The 20,987-nt window shown below is 67.9% G+C and carries 19 protein-coding genes and 1 pseudogene; 9 read left to right on the top strand and 11 right to left on the bottom strand.

The window, feature by feature from the left end:
* Positions 1-122: 122 nt before the first annotated feature.
* The 3 genes from yccS (at position 123) to AVME950_RS04985 (ending at position 3,796) form a co-directional block, all read left to right on the top strand.
* Positions 123-2,318, top strand: coding sequence for a YccS family putative transporter (gene yccS / locus AVME950_RS04995; protein ID WP_284428968.1), 2,196 nt, complete (start codon positions 123-125; stop codon positions 2,316-2,318).
* A gap of 195 nt (positions 2,319-2,513) precedes the next feature.
* Positions 2,514-3,401 carry a DUF6402 family protein gene (locus tag AVME950_RS04990; RefSeq protein ID WP_284428967.1) on the top strand — a complete coding sequence of 296 codons (888 nt, stop codon included), beginning with the start codon at positions 2,514-2,516 and terminating at the stop codon, positions 3,399-3,401.
* Positions 3,398-3,796 carry a hypothetical protein gene (locus AVME950_RS04985; protein ID WP_272564397.1) on the top strand — a complete coding sequence of 133 codons (399 nt, stop codon included), beginning with the start codon at positions 3,398-3,400 and terminating at the stop codon, positions 3,794-3,796. The genes AVME950_RS04990 and AVME950_RS04985 overlap by 4 nt, the downstream gene beginning before the upstream one ends.
* Before the next feature lie 37 nt (positions 3,797-3,833).
* On the opposite strand, the pseudogene AVME950_RS04980 reads toward AVME950_RS04985, so the two are convergent.
* Positions 3,834-4,460: pseudogene (locus AVME950_RS04980) on the bottom strand (LysE family translocator).
* Positions 4,461-4,693: 233 nt separating this feature from the next.
* Positions 4,694-6,148, bottom strand: a complete 1,455-nt coding sequence (locus AVME950_RS04975; protein WP_284428966.1) for an AI-2E family transporter — start codon at positions 6,146-6,148, stop codon at positions 4,694-4,696.
* A gap of 173 nt (positions 6,149-6,321) precedes the next feature.
* Here AVME950_RS04975 and AVME950_RS04970 point away from each other — a divergent pair, with 173 nt between their 5' ends.
* Both AVME950_RS04970 and AVME950_RS04965 read left to right on the top strand, forming a co-directional pair.
* Complete coding sequence (locus tag AVME950_RS04970) at positions 6,322-7,038, top strand: hypothetical protein (RefSeq protein ID WP_284428965.1); 717 nt, start codon at positions 6,322-6,324, stop codon at positions 7,036-7,038.
* The gene (locus AVME950_RS04965; RefSeq protein WP_284405918.1) at positions 7,035-7,580 is read left to right on the top strand and encodes a FlgO family outer membrane protein; all 546 of its coding nucleotides are present in this window, start codon (positions 7,035-7,037) and stop codon (positions 7,578-7,580) included. The genes AVME950_RS04970 and AVME950_RS04965 overlap by 4 nt, the downstream gene beginning before the upstream one ends.
* A gap of 183 nt (positions 7,581-7,763) precedes the next feature.
* Here AVME950_RS04965 and flhC read toward each other — a convergent pair whose 3' ends face one another.
* The 5 genes from flhC to AVME950_RS04940 all read right to left on the bottom strand — a co-directional run bounded on the left by flhC (position 7,764) and on the right by AVME950_RS04940 (position 12,108).
* Complete coding sequence (gene flhC / locus AVME950_RS04960) at positions 7,764-8,306, bottom strand: flagellar transcriptional regulator FlhC (RefSeq protein ID WP_272564393.1); 543 nt, start codon at positions 8,304-8,306, stop codon at positions 7,764-7,766.
* A gap of 67 nt (positions 8,307-8,373) precedes the next feature.
* Positions 8,374-8,703 carry a flagellar transcriptional regulator FlhD gene (flhD, locus tag AVME950_RS04955; RefSeq protein WP_092740590.1) on the bottom strand — a complete coding sequence of 110 codons (330 nt, stop codon included), beginning with the start codon at positions 8,701-8,703 and terminating at the stop codon, positions 8,374-8,376.
* 233 nt (positions 8,704-8,936) lie between these two features.
* Complete coding sequence (locus AVME950_RS04950) at positions 8,937-9,836, bottom strand: sulfurtransferase (RefSeq protein WP_284428964.1); 900 nt, start codon at positions 9,834-9,836, stop codon at positions 8,937-8,939.
* A 131-nt stretch (positions 9,837-9,967) separates the two neighbouring features.
* On the bottom strand, positions 9,968-10,879 hold the full coding sequence (locus AVME950_RS04945) for a DMT family transporter (RefSeq protein WP_284428963.1): 912 nt from the start codon (positions 10,877-10,879) through the stop codon (positions 9,968-9,970).
* An 89-nt stretch (positions 10,880-10,968) separates the two neighbouring features.
* The gene (locus AVME950_RS04940; RefSeq protein WP_284428962.1) at positions 10,969-12,108 is read right to left on the bottom strand and encodes an aromatic ring-hydroxylating oxygenase subunit alpha; all 1,140 of its coding nucleotides are present in this window, start codon (positions 12,106-12,108) and stop codon (positions 10,969-10,971) included.
* 298 nt (positions 12,109-12,406) lie between these two features.
* On the opposite strand from AVME950_RS04940, the gene xseB reads away from it, so the two are divergent.
* The 4 genes from xseB to AVME950_RS04920 all read left to right on the top strand — a co-directional run bounded on the left by xseB (position 12,407) and on the right by AVME950_RS04920 (position 16,996).
* On the top strand, positions 12,407-12,649 hold the full coding sequence (gene xseB, locus AVME950_RS04935; RefSeq protein ID WP_284428961.1) for an exodeoxyribonuclease VII small subunit: 243 nt from the start codon (positions 12,407-12,409) through the stop codon (positions 12,647-12,649).
* Positions 12,650-12,657: 8 nt separating this feature from the next.
* Positions 12,658-13,599, top strand: a complete 942-nt coding sequence (locus AVME950_RS04930; protein WP_284429574.1) for a polyprenyl synthetase family protein — start codon at positions 12,658-12,660, stop codon at positions 13,597-13,599.
* A gap of 134 nt (positions 13,600-13,733) precedes the next feature.
* Complete coding sequence (dxs, locus tag AVME950_RS04925) at positions 13,734-15,623, top strand: 1-deoxy-D-xylulose-5-phosphate synthase (RefSeq protein ID WP_284428960.1); 1,890 nt, start codon at positions 13,734-13,736, stop codon at positions 15,621-15,623.
* A 293-nt stretch (positions 15,624-15,916) separates the two neighbouring features.
* The gene (locus tag AVME950_RS04920) at positions 15,917-16,996 is read left to right on the top strand and encodes a TRAP transporter substrate-binding protein (RefSeq protein ID WP_272548513.1); all 1,080 of its coding nucleotides are present in this window, start codon (positions 15,917-15,919) and stop codon (positions 16,994-16,996) included.
* 249 nt (positions 16,997-17,245) lie between these two features.
* Here AVME950_RS04920 and AVME950_RS04915 read toward each other — a convergent pair whose 3' ends face one another.
* The 4 genes from AVME950_RS04915 to AVME950_RS04900 all read right to left on the bottom strand — a co-directional run bounded on the left by AVME950_RS04915 (position 17,246) and on the right by AVME950_RS04900 (position 20,940).
* Positions 17,246-17,773: a hypothetical protein gene (locus tag AVME950_RS04915; RefSeq protein WP_284428959.1), complete on the bottom strand. Its 528-nt coding sequence runs from the start codon at positions 17,771-17,773 to the stop codon at positions 17,246-17,248.
* A complete protein-coding gene (locus tag AVME950_RS04910; protein ID WP_284428958.1) occupies positions 17,770-19,356 on the bottom strand; it encodes a TRAP transporter large permease in 1,587 nt (528 codons plus the stop codon). Before AVME950_RS04910 ends, AVME950_RS04915 begins: the two co-directional genes overlap by 4 nt.
* 48 nt (positions 19,357-19,404) lie before the next feature.
* Positions 19,405-19,944 carry a TRAP transporter small permease subunit gene (locus tag AVME950_RS04905; protein ID WP_272564385.1) on the bottom strand — a complete coding sequence of 180 codons (540 nt, stop codon included), beginning with the start codon at positions 19,942-19,944 and terminating at the stop codon, positions 19,405-19,407.
* Between the two features lie 285 nt (positions 19,945-20,229).
* Positions 20,230-20,940, bottom strand: coding sequence for a mechanosensitive ion channel family protein (locus AVME950_RS04900; RefSeq protein WP_284405925.1), 711 nt, complete (start codon positions 20,938-20,940; stop codon positions 20,230-20,232).
* Positions 20,941-20,987: the final 47 nt, after the last annotated feature.

Here is a 20,987-nt window from a genome sequence, read left to right as displayed (position 1 = left end):
GCGGCACGGGAGGGGCTGCGTGCCGTGGTATGGAATCTGCTTGGGTTCCGGCCATCCGGCGCGGGCCCGCGCCATGGTTTTTTCTTTCTCTCTCCAGGGTTGATGCGATCTTGAAAACGGCAATGGCAGGGTGGGCAAGGCGCCTGTGGGCGCAGGATGCGCTGGTGTACGGCGTGCGCGTGTTCATCGCGCTGAGCGGCGCCATGGCCGTGTGCTGGTGGCTGGACCGCGTGCCGCTGGTCACGCCGATCTTCCTGGGCATCATCGCCAGCGCGATCGCCGAGACCGACGACAACTGGCGCGGCCGGCTGCGGGCGCTGCTCGTCACGCTGGCCTGCTTCGCCACCGCTGCGTTCTCGGTCGAGGCCCTGATGCCGTGGCCCCTGTGGTTCGTGGCGGGCATGGCCGTCTCCACCTTCGGCTTCACCATGCTCGGCGCCGTGGGCGAGCGCTACCGCGCCATCGCGCTGGCCACCGTCATCCTGGCGCTCTACACTGCCATCAGCGTGGCGCCCGGCTCCCAGCGCGGGGGCGGCCCGGCCTTGGGCTTCAGCGTGCCCACCTGGCTGCTGGCCGGCGCCACCTGGTACGGCCTGCTGTCGCTGCTGTGGTGCGCGCTGTTCCCGCACCAGCCCGTGCGCCAGAACCTCGCCAAGCTCTACGGCGTGCTCGGCGCCTACCTGCGGCTCAAGGCCAGCCTGTTCGAGCCGGTGCGCGGCGTGGACGTGGAGCGCCGGCGCCTGGCGCTCGCCCAGACCAACGGCCGCGTGGTGTCCGCCCTCAACACCACCAAGGAAAGCATCTTCAGCCGCCTGGGCGCGCGCCGCGAGGCGCCGCCCCCCACCGGCCGGCTGCTGCGCCACCTGAACCTGTACTTCATCGCGCAGGACATCCACGAGCGCGCCAGCTCGTCGCACCACCACTACAACGACTGGGCCGACGTGCTGTTCCACAGCGACGTGCTCTACCGCTGCCAGCGCGTGCTGCAACTGCAGGGCGTGGACTGCACCCGCCTGGCCGAGGCCCTGCAGACGCACGAGCCCTTCGTGCGCGACCCCGCCGGCGAGCGCGCCATGGCCGACCTGCACGACTCCATCGCCCACCTGGAGAGCCAGCGCCAGAGCGCCTGGCAGCGGCCGCTGCGCAGCCTGCGCGCGCTGGCGCGCAACCTCGCCACGCTCTCCGGCCAGCTCGACGCCGCCACCCACCCCGATGGCGGCGAGCGCCTGGGCGACAGCAGTTTGCTGGACCGATCGCCCCGGTCGCTGGCCGATGCCTGGGGCCGCGTGCGCGCGCAGCTGCACCCGGGCACGCCGCTGTTTCGCCATGCCACGCGCCTGTCGCTGGCGCTCGCGGCCGGCTGCATCGCCATGCAGCTCATCGACCCCGTGCACGGCTACTGGATTCCGCTGGCCACGCTGTTCGTGTGCCAACCCACCTACGGCGCCACCGTCACGCGCGTGTCGCAGCGCGTTGCCGGCACCGCCATCGGCCTGGTGGTCGGCTGGGCGCTGCTCAAGCTCTTTCCCAGCCCGCCGCTGCAGGCGCTCTTCGCCGTGGCGGCGGGCGTGCTGTTCTTCGTCACCCGCACCACGCGCTACCTCACGGCCACCGCCGCCATCACGCTGCTGGTGCTCATGTGCTTCAACCAGGCCACCGGCGAGGCCCACGCGCTGATCCTGCCGCGCCTGCTCGACACCCTGATCGGCAGCGCCATCGCCACCGCCGCCATGATGGTCGTGCTGCCCGACTGGCAGGGCCGGCGCCTGGCCGCCGTGGCCGCGCAGGCCCTGCAGGCCAACGGGCAGTACCTGCGCGAGATCATGTCGCAGTACGCCACCGGCAAGGACGACGACCTCGATTACCGACTGGCTCGCCGCACCGCCCACAACGCCGACGCCGCCTTCTCCACCGCCCTGTCGCACATGCTGCGCGAGCCCCGTCACGTGCGCTCGCATTCGCAGGCCGGCATGCGCATGCTGGTGCTGTCGCACACCCTGCTCAACTACCTCTCGGCGCTGGGCGCGCACCGCGGCCAACTCGCCGAAGGCGTGGACGACCCACTAGTACAGGAGGGCGCCCGCTACGCCGTCGAGCGCCTCGAAGCCGTCGCCCGCGCCCTGCGCACCCGCGAGGCCCTGGAGGGTGACGCAGCCCACGGCGAAACGCTGGCCACCGCGCTGGAACAGGCCGCCGATGCCGCACCTGACACCTTGCGGCTGGTGCAGACGCAACTGGCCCTGGTGTGCCGGCAACTGGCCCTGCTGCAGGCCCTGGCCACGCAGCTGGCGGCGCGCGCTCCGGTGGCGCCGGCATAGAGGCACGGCGCGCCCCGCCTGACAAAACCGTGCCCCATGGGGTTCGAAACCGGTCACCGAAAGCCCTGGTGAAAGTGATTTGCTTTTGGGTTACGTAGCGTAACCAGAAAATCGGTTGGCATCGTGCCGAGCGCCTTCTTTGCTCCGAGAATCCGCAGTTCCAAAAAACAGGCGATCACGGACGAGGGAGGTTGCATGAAGGACATGGTCAAGATAGACCAGGAGCGGCTGCGTGCGCAGCTGGAGAAAAAGCTGCCGCCGAAGGTGCGGCTGTTTCAGCTCGACGATATTCCTGGCGTGATGCGCTCGCGCATGGGATGGCCGGTGGCGGCGGCATTGATGGAGCGGTGGTTTCGCGGGGCGGCTTTTGAGATGCCAGAACTGATGAAGCGTGGACGCGACCCCTTTGAGCTGTCCCAGTTGGGCTCCTTGCGCCTGGATGAGAGTAACGTCACCATGAATTGGGCTCTCGGCTTTGCACGGGTTCGCGCTGCGATGGTGAAGCTTCAGAAAGAATGGGCAACGCCGTCGGCATTGCTCTTGCTGAAAAAGCGCATCAATGACCAAACGGCAGGGGCCTCTCAGCCATCGAGGTTTGGCAACCTGGCGCAGCCTGCCAAAGTCATTGATGGCACGTGCCAAACCAACTATGTGCACTGTGGCCAACTCAGTGATCCGCTGGATGATTTCTATGGAGCCATGGGAGAAGCCACGCTCAAGATCGCGGTGTCAGGACTTGTCGCAAAGAATAGCTTCGGAAAAACCACTGTCGTTATCGATGAATTGGGTTTCTACCTTCGCGACAGCTATGACTTCAACGATGGTGAAACCCCTTTTCTTTCACAGCCTCTCGGCTTTTGGGGATTTCAAGGAGTGAGTCGTGTGAACGTAGGCCGAGGCATCCCCATCTCTGATCAATGGGTGAATCAAGAGGCGTCCAAGATCCATGGAGATGTTTACTTTGTGCAGAACGGAGATTTCCGCCGGTGGCGCATTCAACATGGCCGAGGTGCAGACTTCGTTGTGCTCTCAGACGTGCACCGTGTTCGCCTTCCGTTTCCCATCAAATTGGATTGGCAATGAAGCTGAATGATTTCAGGAAAGTCCCATGCATCGTCTGGTGCTTGGCATTGAATGCACTTGTTTTTCTGGCTTGGTACGCTGCGACGCCCACTTTTTTTGACAGTGAAAACAGCCCTCAGCGCGTCTATCGCCTTGAGTTTCACAAAGCGTCTCTTGTTCAGCGCATCATTCATCACGACTACAAGATGCCCTACGTGGTGCGTTTGTACCGCGTGAATTCCAGAACCCTCCTGGGTGAAAGTCAGGTCGTCGATCTTTGGATGAATGGAGAAATCCATTGGTGGTTGAGTCCGCCCAACAATGCGGTACAGGTCGGCAATGACGTGGCTTTCGAGAACATTCCTCCAGAATGCTCCGATCCATCGCCCCCTCCGGCCTGCGACGCAAAGCATTGATGAATGCTCTGCCCGCCCTGATGGATGGCCTCTTACCTCACCCTGGCCGCCGCGCCGTCAACGCCCAGACCCCCGCTGTCGCCAGCAGCGAGCCGCCCGCGACATGGAAGCGCCGCTGTGCCCGTGGCGATGCGAGCAGCTTGCGCGCGCTGCCAGCGAACACGGCATACAGCGTCGCATTGGTGGCGGCCAGCACCACGAAGGTGACGCCCAGTATTCCCATTTGCTGCGTCGCGCTGGCGGCGGGGCTGAGGAACTGGGGCAGGAAGGCCACGAAGAAAACGATGCCCTTCGGGTTCAACGCGGTCACCAGGTAGGTGTTCAGGAACAGGCGCCAGCGGGATGCCGGAGCGGCGGGTGCAGCGATTTCGGTGGCGGAGATTCCGGCACGCAGCAGGCGGATGCCCAGATACAGCAGGTACAGCCCGCCGACCTACTTCACCGCGGTGAACCAGAAGGCGGAGGTCTCCAGCAGCGCGCCCAGGCCCAGAAGCGACACCACCAGCGCGGTCGAATCGCCCAGCGCCACGGCCAGCACCAGCGGCACGTTCGCGCGGCGGCCGTGCGACATCGAGTAGCTGATCACGGTGAGGATGGTCGGGCCGGGGATGACCAGCATCACGGCCGAGGCCGCGACGAAGGCGAGCCAGAGTTCGATGGGCATGGTTTTTTGCTCCTGTGGGCTGGCGTGCGACACGCCTGCGGGGGAAGGCATCGATCGATGGGTCCGAGCGATGCGTGGATGTGCCGATGGCGCCATGCACACCGGCGCCCCCATCATGGAGATTCAGGCGGGCGGACGCAACCCCGGCGACAGGCGAATGGCCTGATCGAAAACGGGCCCGGCCCGGCTGCGGTGCTTGGGCCTTGGCCGGGCGCGTCAGGCCGTCCTTTCCTTCAATCCCCCAGCAGTTCCCCCACCGCCCGCAGATCCTCCACCCGGTCGCAGATCGCCTTCACGGCCATCATCACCGGAATGCCCAGCAGCAGGCCCCACAGCCCCCACAGCCAGCCCCACACCAGCACGCTGACGAACACGGCCACCGGGCTCATGCGGCTGGTCTTGCTGGTGAGCCAGGGGGTGAGCAGATTGCCCACCAGGGTGTGGATGACCAGCGATGCGCCGCCGATGGCCAGCGCCATGTCCACGGTGCCGAACTGCAGGAAGGCGACCAGCGCCGAGGCGCCCGTCACCACCACCGAGCCGATGTAGGGCGCGAGGTTGAGCACCCCGGCCACCACGCCCCAGACGGCGGGGTTTTCCAGCCCGAGCAGGGCGTACACCGCGCCGGTGGCCACGCCCACCAGCACGCTGGTGAGCAGTTGCACCAGCAGGTAGCGCTGGATCTGGCCGGTGATGTCGTCCAGCACCGCCATGGTCACCTTGCGCCGCTCCAGGCTGTGGCCGGCGATGCGCATGAGCTTGCGCCGGAACAGGTTGCCCGATGCGAGCGCGAAGAAGGTCAGGAAGATCACCACGGTGAGCTGGCCGGCGGCAGACGCCAGGCCCATGGTGCCGCTCCACACGTAGTCGCGGATGTTGAAGGGCGCGCGTTCGATCACCACGCGCTGCACGCCGCGGCGCGTCTGCGGCGGAATGCTTTCGGTGGCGGCCTGCTCGATCTGCGTGGCGGCCTTCTGCATGGTGTCCAGCGGGCTGGGCCCGCCCACGCGCTGGCGCATGGCATCGCGCACCTTGCGCGCGGCCACGGGCACCGAATCCACCAGCTCGGCCGCGCCGTCGCTGAGCGACCAGGCCGCGCCGCCCAGGCTGCCGACGATGCCCATCAGCAGCACCCCGGCCCCGAGCCAGCGCGGGATGTGCCAGCGGTGCAGGGCGGTGATTGCGGGGTGCAGCGCGGTGGTGAGCAGCACGCTCAGCATGAGGGGAATGAACACGGCGCTGGCCCAGTGCAGCAGTGCGACGGTGGCGAACAGGGCCAGCAGCGCGAGCGACATGTTGCGCACGTCGATCGGCATGTTCAGCATGAAGCCCGGCGCTCCAGGCAGGGCTGCGGCGGCAGCGGCCGCCGAGGGGCCGGTGGGCGACGGGGAAGGGGATGGTTCGGGGCGCGGTGATGCGGGCGAGGCCGGCAGCGCGGCGGGTGCGGAAGGGGCCGTGGAGGCGGGCGGCGTGGCCGATCCCTCCGGGGTCCCGGCGGCCAGGGGTTCGGGCGGCACATCGTCGCCGGGCTCGGGCGCGGCGGTGGGTGCGGATGCGGGGTTGGAGGGGGAGATGTCGGAGTGGTTGGGCGGGTCGCCGGCCGGAAGCTGCCCTGTCGTCGCGGAGGTGGGTGGAAGTTGGCGCGCCAGGGGCGGCGTGGGGGGCAGGGGGGCGGCGGGGCGGGACATGCGCGGATTTTGTCGCAACGCCGCTCGAACGCCGCGTAGGCGAGCACCGCAGCAGCGGGGCCGGCGCGTGCGGGAAACCCCGGGTGAAGAAGCCCCCAAGCCCCCTGGCAGCGGGGGAAAAGCCGCGCTGTTCGGCCGATGCCTTGCGCGGGTGGCCGCTAGCATTTGCGGTTATGGAATCTCTCGAAAAACGTGCACGCCCGGCCGCCCGGGCCCCGGCGCAGGGCCGCGAATCCGCTGGCGTGGGGCGTCTGGCACCTGCACGCCGGCTGGCGGGCGGGTGCCTGCTGTCCGCTGCCGCGCTGCTGGCCGGCTGCGCGGCGCCCGATCTGCCGCGCGACGAACTGCACGCGCCTTCCACGCAGAAAACCGCGCGCGCCGTGCAGCACTGGGACGTGCTGGCCCGCGACGTGGCGGAGCGCACGGCGGTGCGGCTGCGCGACTGGCCGCCGGGGGAGTACCCGATCTATCTGCTGCCCGCCCAGGGCGACGGCTTCGACGCGGGTTTTCGCTCGTTGCTGGTGACGCGCCTGGTGGACCGCGGCATCACCGTCTCGACCCAGCCGACCGGCGTGCGCATGGCGGTGTCCACGCAGGTGGTGCAGCACCAGGGCGGCGGTGTGTACGCGCCGCCGCGGGTGCGGCTGTCCGAGGGCGTGGCGGTGGTGCGCGATGCGTCGGGCGCCTACGTGCCGGCGCCGGACGTTCTGCTGGCCAGCGGCACGGCGCGCACCGAGATTTTGGTGACCACGTCCATCGAATCGGACGAGCGCGTGCTGGCGCGCACCAGCGACGTCTATTCCATCGACCAGGGCGACGTGGCGTTGTACCTGCCGCGCGTGCCGGCGGTGGCGGCCACGCCGGTCAAGACGTGGCGGGTGGTGCCATGAGGCGCCGCACCGTGCTGGCCGGCGCGCTGGCGGGCGCCGCGGCGGTGGCCCTGCCGGGCTGCGCGCGGTTCTACTACGGCAGCGCGGCCGCGGGCGGCGTGCAGACCGACCTGCTCGAATTCAATCAGAAGGCCGCGGACATGCTGCTGCAGGGCGCGCCGCTCGATCCGCGCCAGCCGGTGCTGGTCTCCACGCTGGTGCACCTGGACCGGCTGAACGAGTCGTCCCGGCTGGGCCGCCTGTGCTCCGAACAGATCGCCGGGCGGCTGGTGCAGCGCGGCGTGCGCGTGACCGAGCTGAAGCTGCGCGAGAACCTGGTCATGCGGCCCGGCGAGGGCGAACTGCTGCTCTCGCGCGAAGTGCGCGAGGTGAGCCGCGCCCAGGCGGCGCAGGCGGTGGTGGTGGGCACGTACGCGGCCACCCCGCAGACGGTGTACGTGAGCCTCAAGCTGGTGAGCCCCGAGGGCAACGCGGTCATGGCGGCCTACGACTATGCGCTGCCGGTGGACTCGGACATCCGCATCCTGCTGGCGATGCGCTGACGGGCCGGTGGGCGGATGGGGGCTGGGGGCGTTGGCGTGCCGACCGTCCCGCCGCGCCCACGAAAAAACCCGGCCAGGGCCGGGTTTTCGAATGGTTTGATTTGCTATTGATTTTGTAGCGATATGCCCTAGTGGAATATGCGCTGGAAGGCTTTTTGGCTCAAAGCCTGGTGGTGCAGGGGCTCAGTGCAGCATCAGCGCGCCGGCCGACTTGCTCTTGCCGGCACGGGCGGGCGGATTGCACAGGCCGCAGGTGTAGTTGCGGGCGTTTTCGTACAGCTCGGTGACGAACTGGCCGCTGCACTGCGAGCAGGCGGTGCGGGTCAGCATGCCGGCGTCCACGAACTTCACCAGGCGCCAGGCGCGGGTGAAGGACAGCAGGGGTTCGATCTCGGCGGTGGTGACCTGCTCGTTGTACAGGCGGTAGGCCTTGGTGAGCAGCTCCACCGAATCCAGGTCCACGCCCTTGGACAGGTATTCGTAGATGTTCAGGAACAGCGAGCTGTGGATGTTCTCCTGCCAGGTCAGGAACCAGTCGGTCGAGAAGGGCAGCTGGCCCTTGGACGGCGACTTGCCGGCGATCTCCTTGTACAGCCGGATCAGGCGCTCGTAGGACAGCGTGGTTTCCGACTCCAGCACCTGCATGCGGGCACCCATCTGGATCAGCATGGCGGCGCGTTCGATCTGCTTGGATTCGTTGAGGACGCTCTTGACGGGTGCGGACATGGCTGGCTTTCGAAGAAGGGTGGGCGGCGGCAGGCGGGCGAGGCGGTGAGGGCGGCGGGCGCTGCGCTCAGAGCACCTCGGACACGCGGCTGGCCATCAGGATGTTGGCGTGCAGCGTGTTGGTCGCTTCGTTGCCGACCTTCTTCGGGGTGTTGTGGTTGGTGAGCAAGCTCCACACCAGGTTGTCGTCCACCCGGAAGCTGCACAGCAGCGTGTTGCGGGAGGCCAGCTTGAGCACCTGTGCGGCCGACAGCGAGGCGAGGATGTCGGCGGCGTCTTCGTTCAGGCCCAGACGGAAAACAGCTTCCGCCTTGTCCTGGCGGATCAGGGTCTGTGCCAACATCAGGTAGGTGAGATTGGCTTCGCGGATTTCAGCGAGAAGTTGTTCGGAGGTCATGGTGAATCCTTTTCCTTTAACCGATCTGGCGGGGTTCATGCGGTTTGCATGGTTTCGCGATCCGTTGAAATGGATTGTGAATTCAGCCCAATCAAAAATTAAGTCGGGGTTTGGATGTGCAGCGTGTCTGGTCGGCGCACCGCCCGTGTAGGAAGTTGCCTTACAAAATCCGCAGCGGCTGTCCCACCCTGGAGAGGGGGCCGCCTGCTGCACGGCCGGCCCTCCCGCAGGGGTCAGCCGCGCTCCACGGGGCGGTCAGGAACACTGCACCATTCGCTCCAGCTGCCGGCAAACAGCGTGGTTTTTCCGAAACCGGCCAGTTCCATGGCCAGGACATTCGGGATGGCGCTCACCCCGCTGCCGCACTGGTGCACCACCGTGCCGGGCGCGCGGGCGCCGAGCAGGGCCTCGAACTCGGCGCGCAGTTGCGCGGCGGGCTTGAAGCGGCCATCCGGCCCGAGGTTTTCGCTGAAGGGGCGGTTCAGCGCGCCGGGAATGTGCCCGGCCACGGGGTCCAGCGGCTCGACCTCGCCGCGGTAGCGGGCGGGGGCGCGGGCGTCGATCACCGTCTGGCGGTCCTGCCCCAGGGCGGCCTGCACGTCCGCCGCGGTGGCCAACTGGCGCAGGGGCTCGCCCAGCTTGAAGTTGGACTGGAAATGCGCCGGCTCGTCGCCGCTGGCGAGGTCCCCGCCCGCCGCGGTCCAGGCCTGCAGGCCGCCGTCCAGCACCGCCACCGCATCGTGGCCGGCCCACTTGAGCATCCACCACAGGCGGCCGCAGTAGTTGGCGCCGTTGCGGTCGTACACCACGGCCTGCATGCCGTTGGTGAAGCCGATGCGCGAGAGCCAGGCTTCGAGCCGGTCGCGGTTGGGCAGGGGGTGGCGCCCGCCCGATGCGGGCTGGTCCGCCTCGGTGGCGACGATGGTGCCGCCCGCGCCGGGCGCGCCATGCTTGGCGCTCAGGTCGCGGTCCAGGTGCGCGTAGAGCGCGCCGGGAATGTGCGATTGGCGGTATTGCTGCTCGCCCAGCGAGGGCTGCGTCAGGTCGAACGTGCAGTCGAAGACCATCCGCGGCGCACCGCTGGCGATGAGGGATTGCAGTTCGGCGGCGGAGATGAGGGTGGTGTACGGCATGGGACTGAATCAATCGGTGGCGGACAGGCCCTTATTGTGGTCCGGCGCGGCGGGGGCGTGCGTCGGACAGGCCTGACGGGCGGTCGCGCCGGGGAAAGGCACCCGACTGCGGCAGCGCCGGATCGGCGGCCTCAGTGCTCTTCGGCCGGCGCACCGGGTGCCGCGCGCGCCCGCAGCACGGTGGCCACGATGCCGCTCACCACGATGAGCGCCATGCCGGCCCAGCCGATGGCGGGAATGTCGTCGCCAAACAGCAGCACGCTGTACAGCGCCGCGAACACGATGCCCGAATACTGCAGGTTGGCCACCACCAGCGTGCCGCGCGAGGTGCGCGCGGTGGCATAGGCCCGCGTCAGGCACAGCTGGCCGGCCGCCGCCAGCACGCCGATGGGCAGCAGCCACAGGCTGGGCCAGCCCGGCCATTCCGAAGTGCCCGTGAGCAGCAGGCCCGCGCCACCGGCCACCGCCGAGCCCACCGCGAAATAGAACACCGTGCGCGTCTCGGGCTCGCCCAGGCGCGACAGCGCCATCACCTGCATGTAGGCGAACGCGGCGGTGAGGCCCGACAGCAACCCGATCAGGCCGGCGAACATCTGGTGCTGGTCGAGGCTGGGGCGCAGCATCATCACCACGCCGGCAAAGCCCACCATCACGGTGAACACCAGCGTGCCCTGCAGCGGCGGACGCGAACTGCTGCTCGACGGCCGCCAGGCCAGCAGCGCGCCGCCGACGAGGAACGCCGCGATCCACACGCTGCTCATGTAGTTGAGCGTCATCGACGTGGCCAGCGGCAGGTGGGCGATGGAATAGAACCACGAGCCCAGCGAGACCACGCCGATCAGGCTGCGCCAGGCATGCATGCCCGGGTAGTGCGTGCCCAGCTTGACCCGCTGCGAGCGCGCCAGCGCCCACAGGATCGCCATGCCGATGATCCCGCGGTAGCACACCAGTTCGGCCGAGTTGAAGTAGGCCGACGCCACCTTGACGCACACGCCCATGCTGGCGAAGAGGAACGCGGCCAACACCATCCAGAGCGCTTGCATGGGAGTGAGGGGGTTTGGAGTAAAAGAGGCCGCATGCCCTAGTGGATCATGCGGTGGTAGCTATTGTTTTTATAGCAATCGGATCGGCGTCAGCGCCGGGGTACCGCATCGCCCATGGCGGCGCGATACCACTCGTGGAAGTGCTGCATGCCGTCTTCCATCGGACTCTGGTAGGGGCCGACCTCGTTGTCGCCGCGCTCGTAGAGGGCGCGGCGGCCGGCGTCCATGCGTTCGCCGATCTCGTCGTCCTCGATGCAGGTTTCCATGTAGGCGGCCTGCTGGGCCTCGACGAACTCGCGCTCGAAGGCGGTGATCTCCTCGGGGTAGTAGAACTCCACCATGTTCATCGTCTTCGTCGGGCTGACGGGGTGCAGCGTGGAGACGGTGAGCACATGCGGATACCACTCCACCATGATGTGCGGGTAGTAGGTGAGCCAGATCGCGCCGCGTTCGGGCAGCTTGCCTTCGCGGTACTGCAGCAGCACGTCGTGCCATTTGCGGTAGATGTCGGAGCCGGGCTTGCCGAAGGTGGAGGCCACGCCGACCGTCTGCACCGAGTAGTGCTTCTGGAACTCCCAGCTCAGGTCCTCGCAGGTGACGAAGTTGCCCAGGCCCGGGTGGAACGGGCCCACGTGGTAGTCCTCGAGGTAGACCTCGATGAAGGTCTTCCAGTTGTAGTTGCACTCGTGCATTTCCACGCGGTCGAGCGAGAAGCCGTCGAAGCTCAGTTCGGCGCGCGGCCCCATGCCGGCCAGGTCGGCGCCGATGTCGCGGCCGTTGTCCTCGAACAGGAGGCCGTTCCACTCGCGCAGTCCGTAGTTGTTGAGGTTCAGGCAGGGGTCCTGCGCGAAGTGCGGGGCGCCGAGCAGCTGGCCGCCGGGCGAATACGTCCAGCGGTGCAGCGGGCACACGATGTTGCCGCCCGCATGGCCCTTGCCGTGGCCCTGCAGGGTGCCGCGGCCCTTGAGCATCACCGCCTGGCGGTGGCGGCACACATTGGAGATCAGCTCGACGCCGCCCTGCGCGTTGCGCACGAGCGCACGGCCTTCGCCTTCCTGCGGCAGGGCGTAGTAGTCGCCCGCATCGGGCACGGAAAGCTGGTGCCCCACATAGCGGGGCCCGCGCTGGAAGATGGTCTCCAGCTCGCGCTGGAACAGCGCTTCGTCAAAGTAGCTTGAAACTGGTAGTTGGCTTGCGGCCTGCTGCAGTTGAAGACTTAAATCAGACATGGGTGACCTGACCTAAAGACTCCCCACAGGGAGGGTGCGTGAAGTGCACACGGAAAAAAAGAAACCGGCATGCAAGCCGGCCCGAAGGGAATGGGATTGTAGCCGGTGGGGTTATTTCCGCTCCCCCCGTATGTGTATTGGCCGGACATGCTTGAGCGCGCCGGGCAAGGCTTGCGCGCCGATGGTGTCGCCAAGGTGCCAGCCATTTTCCACGTGCCGCCCACCCGCCGCCGCCCGCCCGAAGGAGGGTGCGCCTAAAATCACCTGTTTTACCTGCGCGTTCGCCGCCTCCCGTTCCATGCCCAAGGCCTCCGCCGTTCCCCCGAAACTCCCCGAACCCGCCAGCTACGAAGCCGCGCTGGAAGAGCTGGAGCAACTCGTGGGACGCATCGAGTCGGGCCAGTTGCCCCTGGAACAGATGCTCGCGGGCTACCAGCGCGGCGCGCAGTTGCTGGCCTTTTGCCGCGGCCGGCTGGAAGCGGTGCAGGACCAGATCAAGGTATTGGACGAAGGAGCGCTGCAACCATGGACGCAGGAGTGACCCCCACCATGGCGGCAGTACCGACCCCCCTGGGCCCATCCACCGTGCTCACTGCGCTTCATGCCCCGTTCGACCTCGGCGGCTGGAGCCACGCGCAACTGGCGCGCGTGGAGGACGCCCTGTCGCGCTGGGTGTGCAGCGATGCGCCCGCGGGCCTGGGCGAGGCCATGCGCTACGCGGTGCTGGACGGCGGCAAGCGCCTGCGGCCCCTGCTGGTGCTGGCCGCCTCGGAGGCCGTCGGCGGCCTGGACGAAGCGGCCCTGCGCGCGGCTTGCTCGGTGGAACTGATCCACGCCTATTCCCTGGTGCACGACGACATGCCGTGCATGGACAACGACGTGCTGCGCCGCGGCAAGCCCACGGTGCACGTGCGCTTCGGCGAGGCGCGCGCGCTGCTGGCGGGCGATGCGCTGCAGGCGCTGGCCTTCGGCCTGCTCACGCCGGAGGGGCCGCAGGTGCCGCCCGCGATGCAGGCCACGCTGTGCCGCATGCTGGCCCAGGCCGCCGGCGCCGACGGCATGGCCGGCGGCCAGGCCATCGACCTGGCCAGCGTGGGCCGCGCTTTGAGCGAGGCCGAACTGCGCCAGATGCACCGGCTCAAGACCGGCGCGCTGCTGCAGGGCAGCGTGGTGATGGGTGCGGCCTGCGGACAGGCCGCGCCGGCCGCCCTGGCCGCGCTGTCGCAGTACGGCGCCGCGCTGGGGCTGGCCTTCCAGGTGGTGGATGACATCCTCGACGTGACGGCCGATTCGGCCACGCTGGGCAAGACCGCCGGCAAGGACGCCGCGAGCGACAAGCCCACCTACGTATCACTGCTCGGGCTCGAACGCGCCCAGGCGCACGCTGGCGAACTGCGGATCGAGGCGCACGCCGCGCTGGCCGCGAGCGGCCTGCCCGACACGCGCGCGCTGGCGGCGCTGGCCGACATGGTGGTGAACCGCTCGCACTGATGATGGCGGCGCGCTGCGTGCCCTGTGCCGCCATCCCCGCAGACCTCCCCGGTGGCCCCGGCGCACCGGCCCGCACAATGAACGGTCTGCAGCGCTTGCCTGCATGGCGCAAGCAGCTCCTCAAACAATAGCCTATGTCCACGAATTCCTTTCCCCTGCTGCAGACCATCAACGACCCGGCCGACCTGCGCCGCCTGTCGCGCGCCGAGTTGAAGGACCTGGCCACCGAGCTGCGCGCCTTCGTGCTCGACAGCGTCTCCAAGACCGGCGGGCACCTGAGTTCCAACCTGGGCACGGTGGAGCTGACCGTGGCGCTGCACACCGTGTTCGACACCCCGCGCGACCGCCTCGTGTGGGACGTGGGCCACCAGACCTATCCCCACAAGATCCTGACCGGCCGGCGCGACCGCATGGGCACGCTGCGCCAGTTCGGCGGGCTGTCGGGCTTTCCGCAGCGGGCCGAGAGCGAATACGACACCTTCGGCACGGCGCACTCCAGCACCAGCATCTCGGCCGCGCTTGGCATGGCGCTGGCCGCCAAGCAGCGGGGAGAGAACCGCCACGCCGTGGCCATCATCGGCGACGGCGCCATGACGGCGGGCATGGCTTTCGAGGCGCTGAACAACGCCGGCGTGGCCGATGCCAACCTGCTGGTCATCCTCAACGACAACGACATGAGCATCAGCCCGCCCGTGGGTGCGCTGAACCGCTACCTGGCGCAGCTCATGAGCGGCCATTTCTACGCCGCCGCCAAGAACGTGGGCAAGACCGTGCTCAAGCCCGTGCCCCCGCTGCTGGAGTTCGCCAAGCGGCTGGAGCAGCAGGCCAAGGGCATGGTGGTGCCGGCCACGCTGTTCGAGAAGTTCGGCTTCAACTACATCGGCCCCATCGACGGGCACGACCTCGACTCGCTCATTCCCACGCTGGAAAACATCAAGGGCCTGAAGGGCCCGCAGTTCCTGCACGTCGTTACCAAGAAGGGCCAGGGCTACAAGCTGGCCGAGGCCGATCCGGTGGCCTACCACGGCCCCGGCAAGTTCGACCCCCGCGTGGGCCTGACGCAGCCCGCCACGCCCCCGAAGCAGACCTTCACCCAGGTCTTCGGCCAATGGCTGTGCGACATGGCGGCCAAGGACGAGCGGCTGGTGGGCATCACGCCCGCCATGCGGGAGGGCTCGGGGCTGGTGGAGTTCGAAAAGCGCTTTCCCGGCCGCTACTACGACGTGGGCATTGCCGAGCAGCACGCGGTGACGTTCGCCGCCGGCATGGCCTGCGAGGGCGTCAAGCCCGTGGTGGCGATCTACTCGACCTTCCTGCAGCGCGCCTACGACCAGTTGATCCACGACGTGGCCCTGCAGAACCTTCCCGTGGTGTTCGCGCTCGACCGCGCGGGCCTGGTCGGCGCCGATGGCGCCACGCATGCCGGCGCCTACGACATTCCGTTCGTGCGCTGCATTCCCAACATGAGCATGGCCTGCCCCGCCGACGAGCGCGAGTGCCGCCAGTTGCTGACCACCGCCTTCGAGCAGGACCACCCCGTGGCCGTGCGCTACCCGCGCGGCAGCGGCGCGGGCGTGGTGCCCCTGGCCAGCCTGGAAGGGCTGCCGTTCGGCAAGGGCGAGGTGCGCCGCACGGGCGCGGCGCCGCAGGGCCAACGCATCGCCATCCTGGCCTTCGGCACGCTGCTGTACCCCGCGCTGCAGGCGGGCGAGGCGCTGGATGCCACGGTGGTCAACATGCGCTGGGCCAAGCCCATCGACACGGCCCTGCTGCTGGAAGTGGCCGCGAACCACGAGGCCCTGGTGACGCTGGAGGAGGGCACCACGCTGGGCGGCGCCGGCAGCGCCGTGTGCGAGGCCCTCAACGCCGCGGGCGTGGTGCGGCCGGTGCTGCAACTGGGCTTGCCCGATGCGTTCATCGAGCATGGCGACCCCGCCAGGCTGCTGGCGCTGCAGGGGCTGGATGCGGCGGGCATCGAGCAGGCCGTGCGCGCGCGGTTCCTGGCACCGTCCGCTGCGGCCTGAGACCGCCGGACCCGCTCCGAGACGGCCCGAGGTGGGTGGGCCTTCGCAAACGCGGCACGGGCACTGATGCCCTGGCCCCGAGGCGCCCGCTGTCGATCTCCGCGAAGGGCGCGCGCCCGATGCTTGCAGAACCCTGAATGGGCGAAACGGGTGGGTTCTTTCACGGGAAAACCCGCAAAACCCGCTGGGGGCATGTTCCTACAATCGTCCTCGGCCCACACAGTTTCTTGCCCTGGGCGCACGGTGCCCACCAGCGCCGGGTTCTGCCAACAATATCTCGGAGATCAATCCTCATGGATCGTCGTTCAATCATCAAGCACGCCGGCATCGTCGGCGTGCTGGCCGCGGGCGCGGCCCCTGCAGTGCATGCGCAGGCCAACATCCGCTGGCGCCTCGCTTCGAGCTTCCCCAAGTCGCTCGACACCATCTACGGAACGGCGGAGGTGTTCTCCAAGAAGGTCAGCGAAGCCACGGGCGGCAAGTTCCAGATCTCGGTGCATGCCGGCGGCGAGCTGATGCCCGCCTTCGGCGTGGTGGACGGCGTGCAGAGCGCCTCCGTCGAAATGGCCCACACGGCCCCCTACTATTTCTACGGCAAGGACCCGACGTTCTGCCTGGGCTGCGCCGTGCCGTTCGGTCTGAACGCACGCCAGATGAACGCATGGATGTACGAGGGCAACGGCCTGAAGCTCATGCGCGAGTTCTACGCCAAGTACAACATCATCAACCTGCCGGGCGGCAACACGGGCGCGCAGATGGGCGGCTGGTTCCGCAAGGAAATCAAGTCGGTCGCCGACCTGAAGGGCCTCAAGTTCCGCACCAACCCGTTCGCGGGCAAGGTGCTGGAGCCGTTCGGCGTGATCCCCCAGTCCATCCCCGGTGCCGACCTGTACCCCGCGCTGGAAAAGGGCACGATCGACGCGCTGGAGTGGGTGGGACCGTATGACGACCAGAAGCTGGGCTTCAACAAGGTCGCGCCGTTCTACTACTACCCCGGCTGGTGGGAAGGCGGCCCGCAGCTGGACTTCTACATCAACACCAAGGCCTGGGAAGGCCTGCCGGCCGAATACAAGGCCGTGGTGGAAGCTGCCGCCTCGCACGCCCACGTGACCATGCTCGCCAAGTACGACGCCCGCAACCCCGTGGCCATCAAGCAGTTGGTGGGCTCCGGCACCAAGCTGCGCCCCTTCACGCAGGACGTGATGAACGCGGCCTTCAAGTCGGCCCAGCAGATCTACTCGGACCTGAACAACAGCAACCCCGAGTGGAAGAAAATCTACCCCGACTACTCCAAGTTCCTGGCCGACCAGAACGCCTGGTTCCGCTTCACCGAAGGCACGTTCGACCGCTTCATGCAGCAGCAGAAGCTGTAACTGCGCAATCCTCCGAGCCGCCGTGTGAACGGCGGCTTTTTTTTGGGTGCCTGGCTGGTGCGCAAGCACCAACGCAGAGTGTCTGTCGCGTCCCTCGCGGGATGTGTGGGTTGAAACGGGAGCAGGGGCTCCAAGGTTCGAATCCTGGTACCGGTCGCGCCCCCCGTGGGCGCGTGGATCATGCGCCTTGCCGCACCACGGCCATGGCTGCGCACCGCAGGAGCGGCTGGTGGCATTTCGCCCGGCGCTTCAGCGAGCTGTCGGGGGCTGGTCTTCAGAACGGGCTTGTGGATTGCTGCCCTGCCGCACCACCGCCTCGCCGAAGGCCACCAACAAGGCCGGGTCGGCCGAATGCACCCAGGCGATGCTGCCGTTGCGCCGGCGCACGAGCATGCGGGGCGCGACGATGCCGCTCAGCCAGGGCCAGTGCACGATTTTGAAAGTGGCCACTTCGCGGATGTGCACCTTCTTGTCCCACAGCCACGATTGCAGCAGGGCGTCGCCCGTGAAGCGCGTGCGGCTGAACACCATCCACCAGCCCACCCAGGCGATCAGCACCCCGGCCAGGCAGAAGGTGGCCAGGCTGGTGAAGGACCACTGCGCGCCGCGCAGCGCGGGCACGGACCAGGCCGCGAACGCGCCAAGCGCCACGACGATGGCCACGGCCAGCCCGCGCACCGCGGGCGGGTAGGCGGCGCTTTCCAGCCAGGTGCCCCCGGCACCGCCCGGTGCGTCCGCTGCATCCGCAGGGGGCACGTTCGGGGAGTTGCCCGTCATTGCGGCGTGCTGGCCGCGCCTTCGGCGGGTGCGGCGTCCGGTGCTGGCTCGGGCACCGGCATGGCGGGCTCGGCACCGGGTTCGGCGGCCGGGGCGGCGCTGCCCGCTGCGGGCTTTTCACCGGTGCCGAACGGGTCATCCATGTTGATGGTGGGCTCGGCGGACGAGTCGGCCGGCATCTCGAGCTGCACCTTGTCCAGGTCGACCACCTGCTCCTTGTCCAGGAAGACGGTCACCGTCTGCGGGAAGAAGATCACGATCGCCACCAGGATCAGCTGCATGATCACCCAGGGGATGGAGCCCATGTAGATGTCGCTGGACTTGACCGGCCTGTCGATGCGTTTTTCCTTGAACAGCGTGTCCGAGATGCCGCGCAGGTAGAACAGTGCGAAGCCGAAGGGCGGGTGCATGAAGCTCGTCTGCATGTTCACGCACAGCAGCACGCCGAACCACACCAGGTCGATGCCCAGCTTGTGCGCCACGGGGCCCAGCAGCGGCAGGATGATGAAGGCGATCTCGAAGAAGTCGAGGAAGAACGCCAGGAAGAAGATGAAGATGTTCACCACGATCAGGAAGCCGATCTGGCCGCCTGGCAGGTCGCTCAGCAGGTGTTCGATCCAGATGGCGCCATCCACGCCCTGGAACACCAGCGAGAACACGCGCGAGCCGATCAGGATGAACACCACCATGGCCGTGAGCCGCATGGTGCCGTCCATCGCTTCCTTGATGAGCTGCCACGTGAGCCGCTTGTGGATGGCCGCCAGGATCAGCGAGCCCACCGCGCCCATGGCGCCGGCCTCGGTCGGCGTGGCGATGGCGTGGTCCATGAAGGGCAGGCCACCCATGGAGCCCAGCACCGCGAAGATCAGGATGGCCGAGGGAATGATGCCGCGCAGGCACTTGCCCCACAGGGCCCAGCCGTGCAGCGTGCGCGCCGTCTTGGGCAGGCCGGGCACGTACTCGGGGCGGAAGCGCCCGAGCAGGAAGGTGTAGATGGCGAAGATCAGCACCTGCAGGATGGCGGGGCCCCAGGCGCCCTTGTACATGTCGCCCACCGAGCGGCCGAGCTGGTCGGCCATGACGATCAGCACCAGCGAGGGCGGCACCAGCTGCGTGATGGTGCCCGAGGCCGCCAGCACGCCGGTGGAGTAGCGCATGTTGTAGCCGTAGCGCATCATCACCGGCAGCGAGATCATGGCCATGGCGATCACCTGGCCGGCGACGGTGCCGGTGATGGCCCCGAGGATGAAGCCCACGATGATGACCGAGTAGCCCAGCCCGCCGCGCACCGGGCCGAACAGCTGGCCCATGGAGTCGAGCATGTCCTCGGCCAGGCCGCATTTCTCGAGCACCGCGCCCATGAGCGTGAAGAACGGAATGGCCAGCAGCAGGTCGTTGGACAGGATGCCGAACATGTTGATCGGCAGGTTCGCCATGAAGTTGGCCGGGAACCAGCTCATCTCGATGGCGAAGAATCCGCTGAACAGGCCCAGGGCCGCGAGCGAAAACGCGACCGGGAACCCGATCAGCATGATCACGATCAGCCCCGCGAACATGATCGGGGCAAAGTTTTCCATGTGCATTCTGGTGTCGTCCTGAGAGAAGTCGGTGGGGCAGGGGCGGGCGGGTGCTTACTGCACCGGCTTCTCGTAGTGCGTGTTCATCTGGATGTCGCCGCGCAGGTAGGCCACGCGCTTGATGATCTCTGCCACGCCTTGCAGGAACATCGCGCCGAAGCCCAGGGGCATCAGCAACGCGGCGGGCCAGCGGATCAGGCCGCCGATGTTGCCGGACATCTCGCCCGATACCAGCATGTGCCAGAAGAACGGCGCCGTCAGCCAGGTGAGCAGGCCCATCACAGGCAGCAGAAAGACGATCAGGCCGAACAGGTCCACCAGCACGGGCTTCTTGCCGCGCAGCCGGCCGTAGATGATGTCCACGCGCACGTGCTCGTTGAGCTTGAGCACCAGCGGCGCGCCCAGCATCACGGTGGTGGCGAAGAGGTACCACTGGATCTCGAGCCAGGCGTTGGAACTCATGTCCAGGCCGTAGCGGATGATCGCGTTGGTGGCGGAAATCAGAGCGGCGGCGAGCACGGCCCATCCGGCCACCTTGCTGAGCTTGGTGGAAATCCAGTCCATGCCCATGGCCAATTTGAGGAGTCCTGACACGGTTTGTCTCCTGGAGAACTTGGGGAATTATTGAAATACGGCGGCCCGGCCGCTGCGCGTGGACGCAGGGCCGGCAGTGGCGCCGATCGTACTCCCGGGCTGCTGAAAAAAGCCTGACGCTGGGGGGTGGGGTTTTCCCGTGCGGCTTGGCCCTGTGCGCCGCGCCATGCAACGGCGGGGCGAAAAAACCCCGCGACACAGCGCGGGGTGGAGGCGCCCAGAGGGCGTGGAAGGGGCCGTCTCAGCAGCTTGGTGGGCAGCGCCGTTGACGCGGCCGGGCGGGTGTCATGGAATGCGCTGGTCGTCGCCCGCGGGGCCGTCGCCCGGGCCGCGCTTGCGCGGCCACCAGTGCTCGATGCACTCGGCCGCGCGGTCCTTGCCCCCTAAGCCGAAGGCCAGCGCCAGGGCGAACACCGCGCCGCCCAGCACGATGAGGAAGCTCTGGCGCACGATGTCGCCGCCGATGCGCAGGTGGTCGAGCGCGATCAGCACGACGAAGGCCACGATCGCGTACTGCGCCAGCTTGCCCAGCAGCACGGTTTCCTTCAGGCCGCTGCGCCGGCCCTGCGCGGCCACCATCTCGCCGACGAAGCGGCCGAAGTAGGCCCCCAGCGCGAGGATGATGAGCGCGATGAACAGGTTGGGCACGAACCACACCACGCGGCTGAGCAGCGCGGTCACATAGCTCAGGCCCAGGCCGTTGAAGGCGATGAGCAGCGAGGCGAGGATGACCAGCCAATAGACCAGGATGCCGAAGATGCTGGTGGTGTCGCCCTGCACGCCGCCTTGCTTCAGAAAGCCGTCGAGCCCGGCGCGCTGCGTGAGCACCTGGAAGTTGATCGCGCGCAGCCCGCGGGTCACGGCGAAGCGCGCCGCCTTGGCCACCAGCCAGCCGGCTGCGACGACGAGCAGGGCGATGAGAAGCCGCGGCAGGAATGCGCTGACCTGCAGCAGCATGGCGCGGGCCGGTTCCAGATGAATGCTGAAATTTTCCATGGAGGGTGCCCTCAATTGATCGGGTGAACGTGGACGGTCGTTGGCGG

This window comes from Acidovorax sp. SUPP950, from assembly GCF_030158935.1.
Taxonomy (GTDB): Bacteria; Pseudomonadota; Gammaproteobacteria; order Burkholderiales; family Burkholderiaceae_C; genus Paracidovorax.
This window is presented reverse-complemented; position numbering and strand designations above follow the sequence as displayed.

Bases quoted from the DNA above. Each gene is read 5' to 3' on its own strand.
- AVME950_RS04940 (WP_284428962.1), bottom strand. From the start codon at position 12,108: ATGTCTGATTTAAGTCTTCAACTGCAGCAGGCCGCAAGCCAACTACCA.
- AVME950_RS04965 (WP_284405918.1), top strand. From the start codon at position 7,035: ATGAGGCGCCGCACCGTGCTGGCCGGCGCGCTGGCGGGCGCCGCGGCG.
- AVME950_RS04975 (WP_284428966.1), bottom strand. From the start codon at position 6,148: ATGTCCCGCCCCGCCGCCCCCCTGCCCCCCACGCCGCCCCTGGCGCGC.
- AVME950_RS04920 (WP_272548513.1), top strand. From the start codon at position 15,917: ATGGATCGTCGTTCAATCATCAAGCACGCCGGCATCGTCGGCGTGCTG.
- flhC (WP_272564393.1), bottom strand. From the start codon at position 8,306: ATGTCCGCACCCGTCAAGAGCGTCCTCAACGAATCCAAGCAGATCGAA.
- AVME950_RS04930 (WP_284429574.1), top strand. From the start codon at position 12,658: ATGGCGGCAGTACCGACCCCCCTGGGCCCATCCACCGTGCTCACTGCG.
- AVME950_RS04910 (WP_284428958.1), bottom strand. From the start codon at position 19,356: ATGCACATGGAAAACTTTGCCCCGATCATGTTCGCGGGGCTGATCGTG.
- AVME950_RS04950 (WP_284428964.1), bottom strand. From the start codon at position 9,836: ATGCCGTACACCACCCTCATCTCCGCCGCCGAACTGCAATCCCTCATC.
- AVME950_RS04985 (WP_272564397.1), top strand. From the start codon at position 3,398: ATGAAGCTGAATGATTTCAGGAAAGTCCCATGCATCGTCTGGTGCTTG.
- AVME950_RS04990 (WP_284428967.1), top strand. From the start codon at position 2,514: ATGAAGGACATGGTCAAGATAGACCAGGAGCGGCTGCGTGCGCAGCTG.
- yccS (WP_284428968.1), top strand. From the start codon at position 123: ATGGCAGGGTGGGCAAGGCGCCTGTGGGCGCAGGATGCGCTGGTGTAC.
- dxs (WP_284428960.1), top strand. From the start codon at position 13,734: ATGTCCACGAATTCCTTTCCCCTGCTGCAGACCATCAACGACCCGGCC.
- AVME950_RS04945 (WP_284428963.1), bottom strand. From the start codon at position 10,879: ATGCAAGCGCTCTGGATGGTGTTGGCCGCGTTCCTCTTCGCCAGCATG.
- AVME950_RS04970 (WP_284428965.1), top strand. From the start codon at position 6,322: ATGGAATCTCTCGAAAAACGTGCACGCCCGGCCGCCCGGGCCCCGGCG.
- xseB (WP_284428961.1), top strand. From the start codon at position 12,407: ATGCCCAAGGCCTCCGCCGTTCCCCCGAAACTCCCCGAACCCGCCAGC.
- flhD (WP_092740590.1), bottom strand. From the start codon at position 8,703: ATGACCTCCGAACAACTTCTCGCTGAAATCCGCGAAGCCAATCTCACC.
- AVME950_RS04900 (WP_284405925.1), bottom strand. From the start codon at position 20,940: ATGGAAAATTTCAGCATTCATCTGGAACCGGCCCGCGCCATGCTGCTG.
- AVME950_RS04915 (WP_284428959.1), bottom strand. From the start codon at position 17,773: ATGACGGGCAACTCCCCGAACGTGCCCCCTGCGGATGCAGCGGACGCA.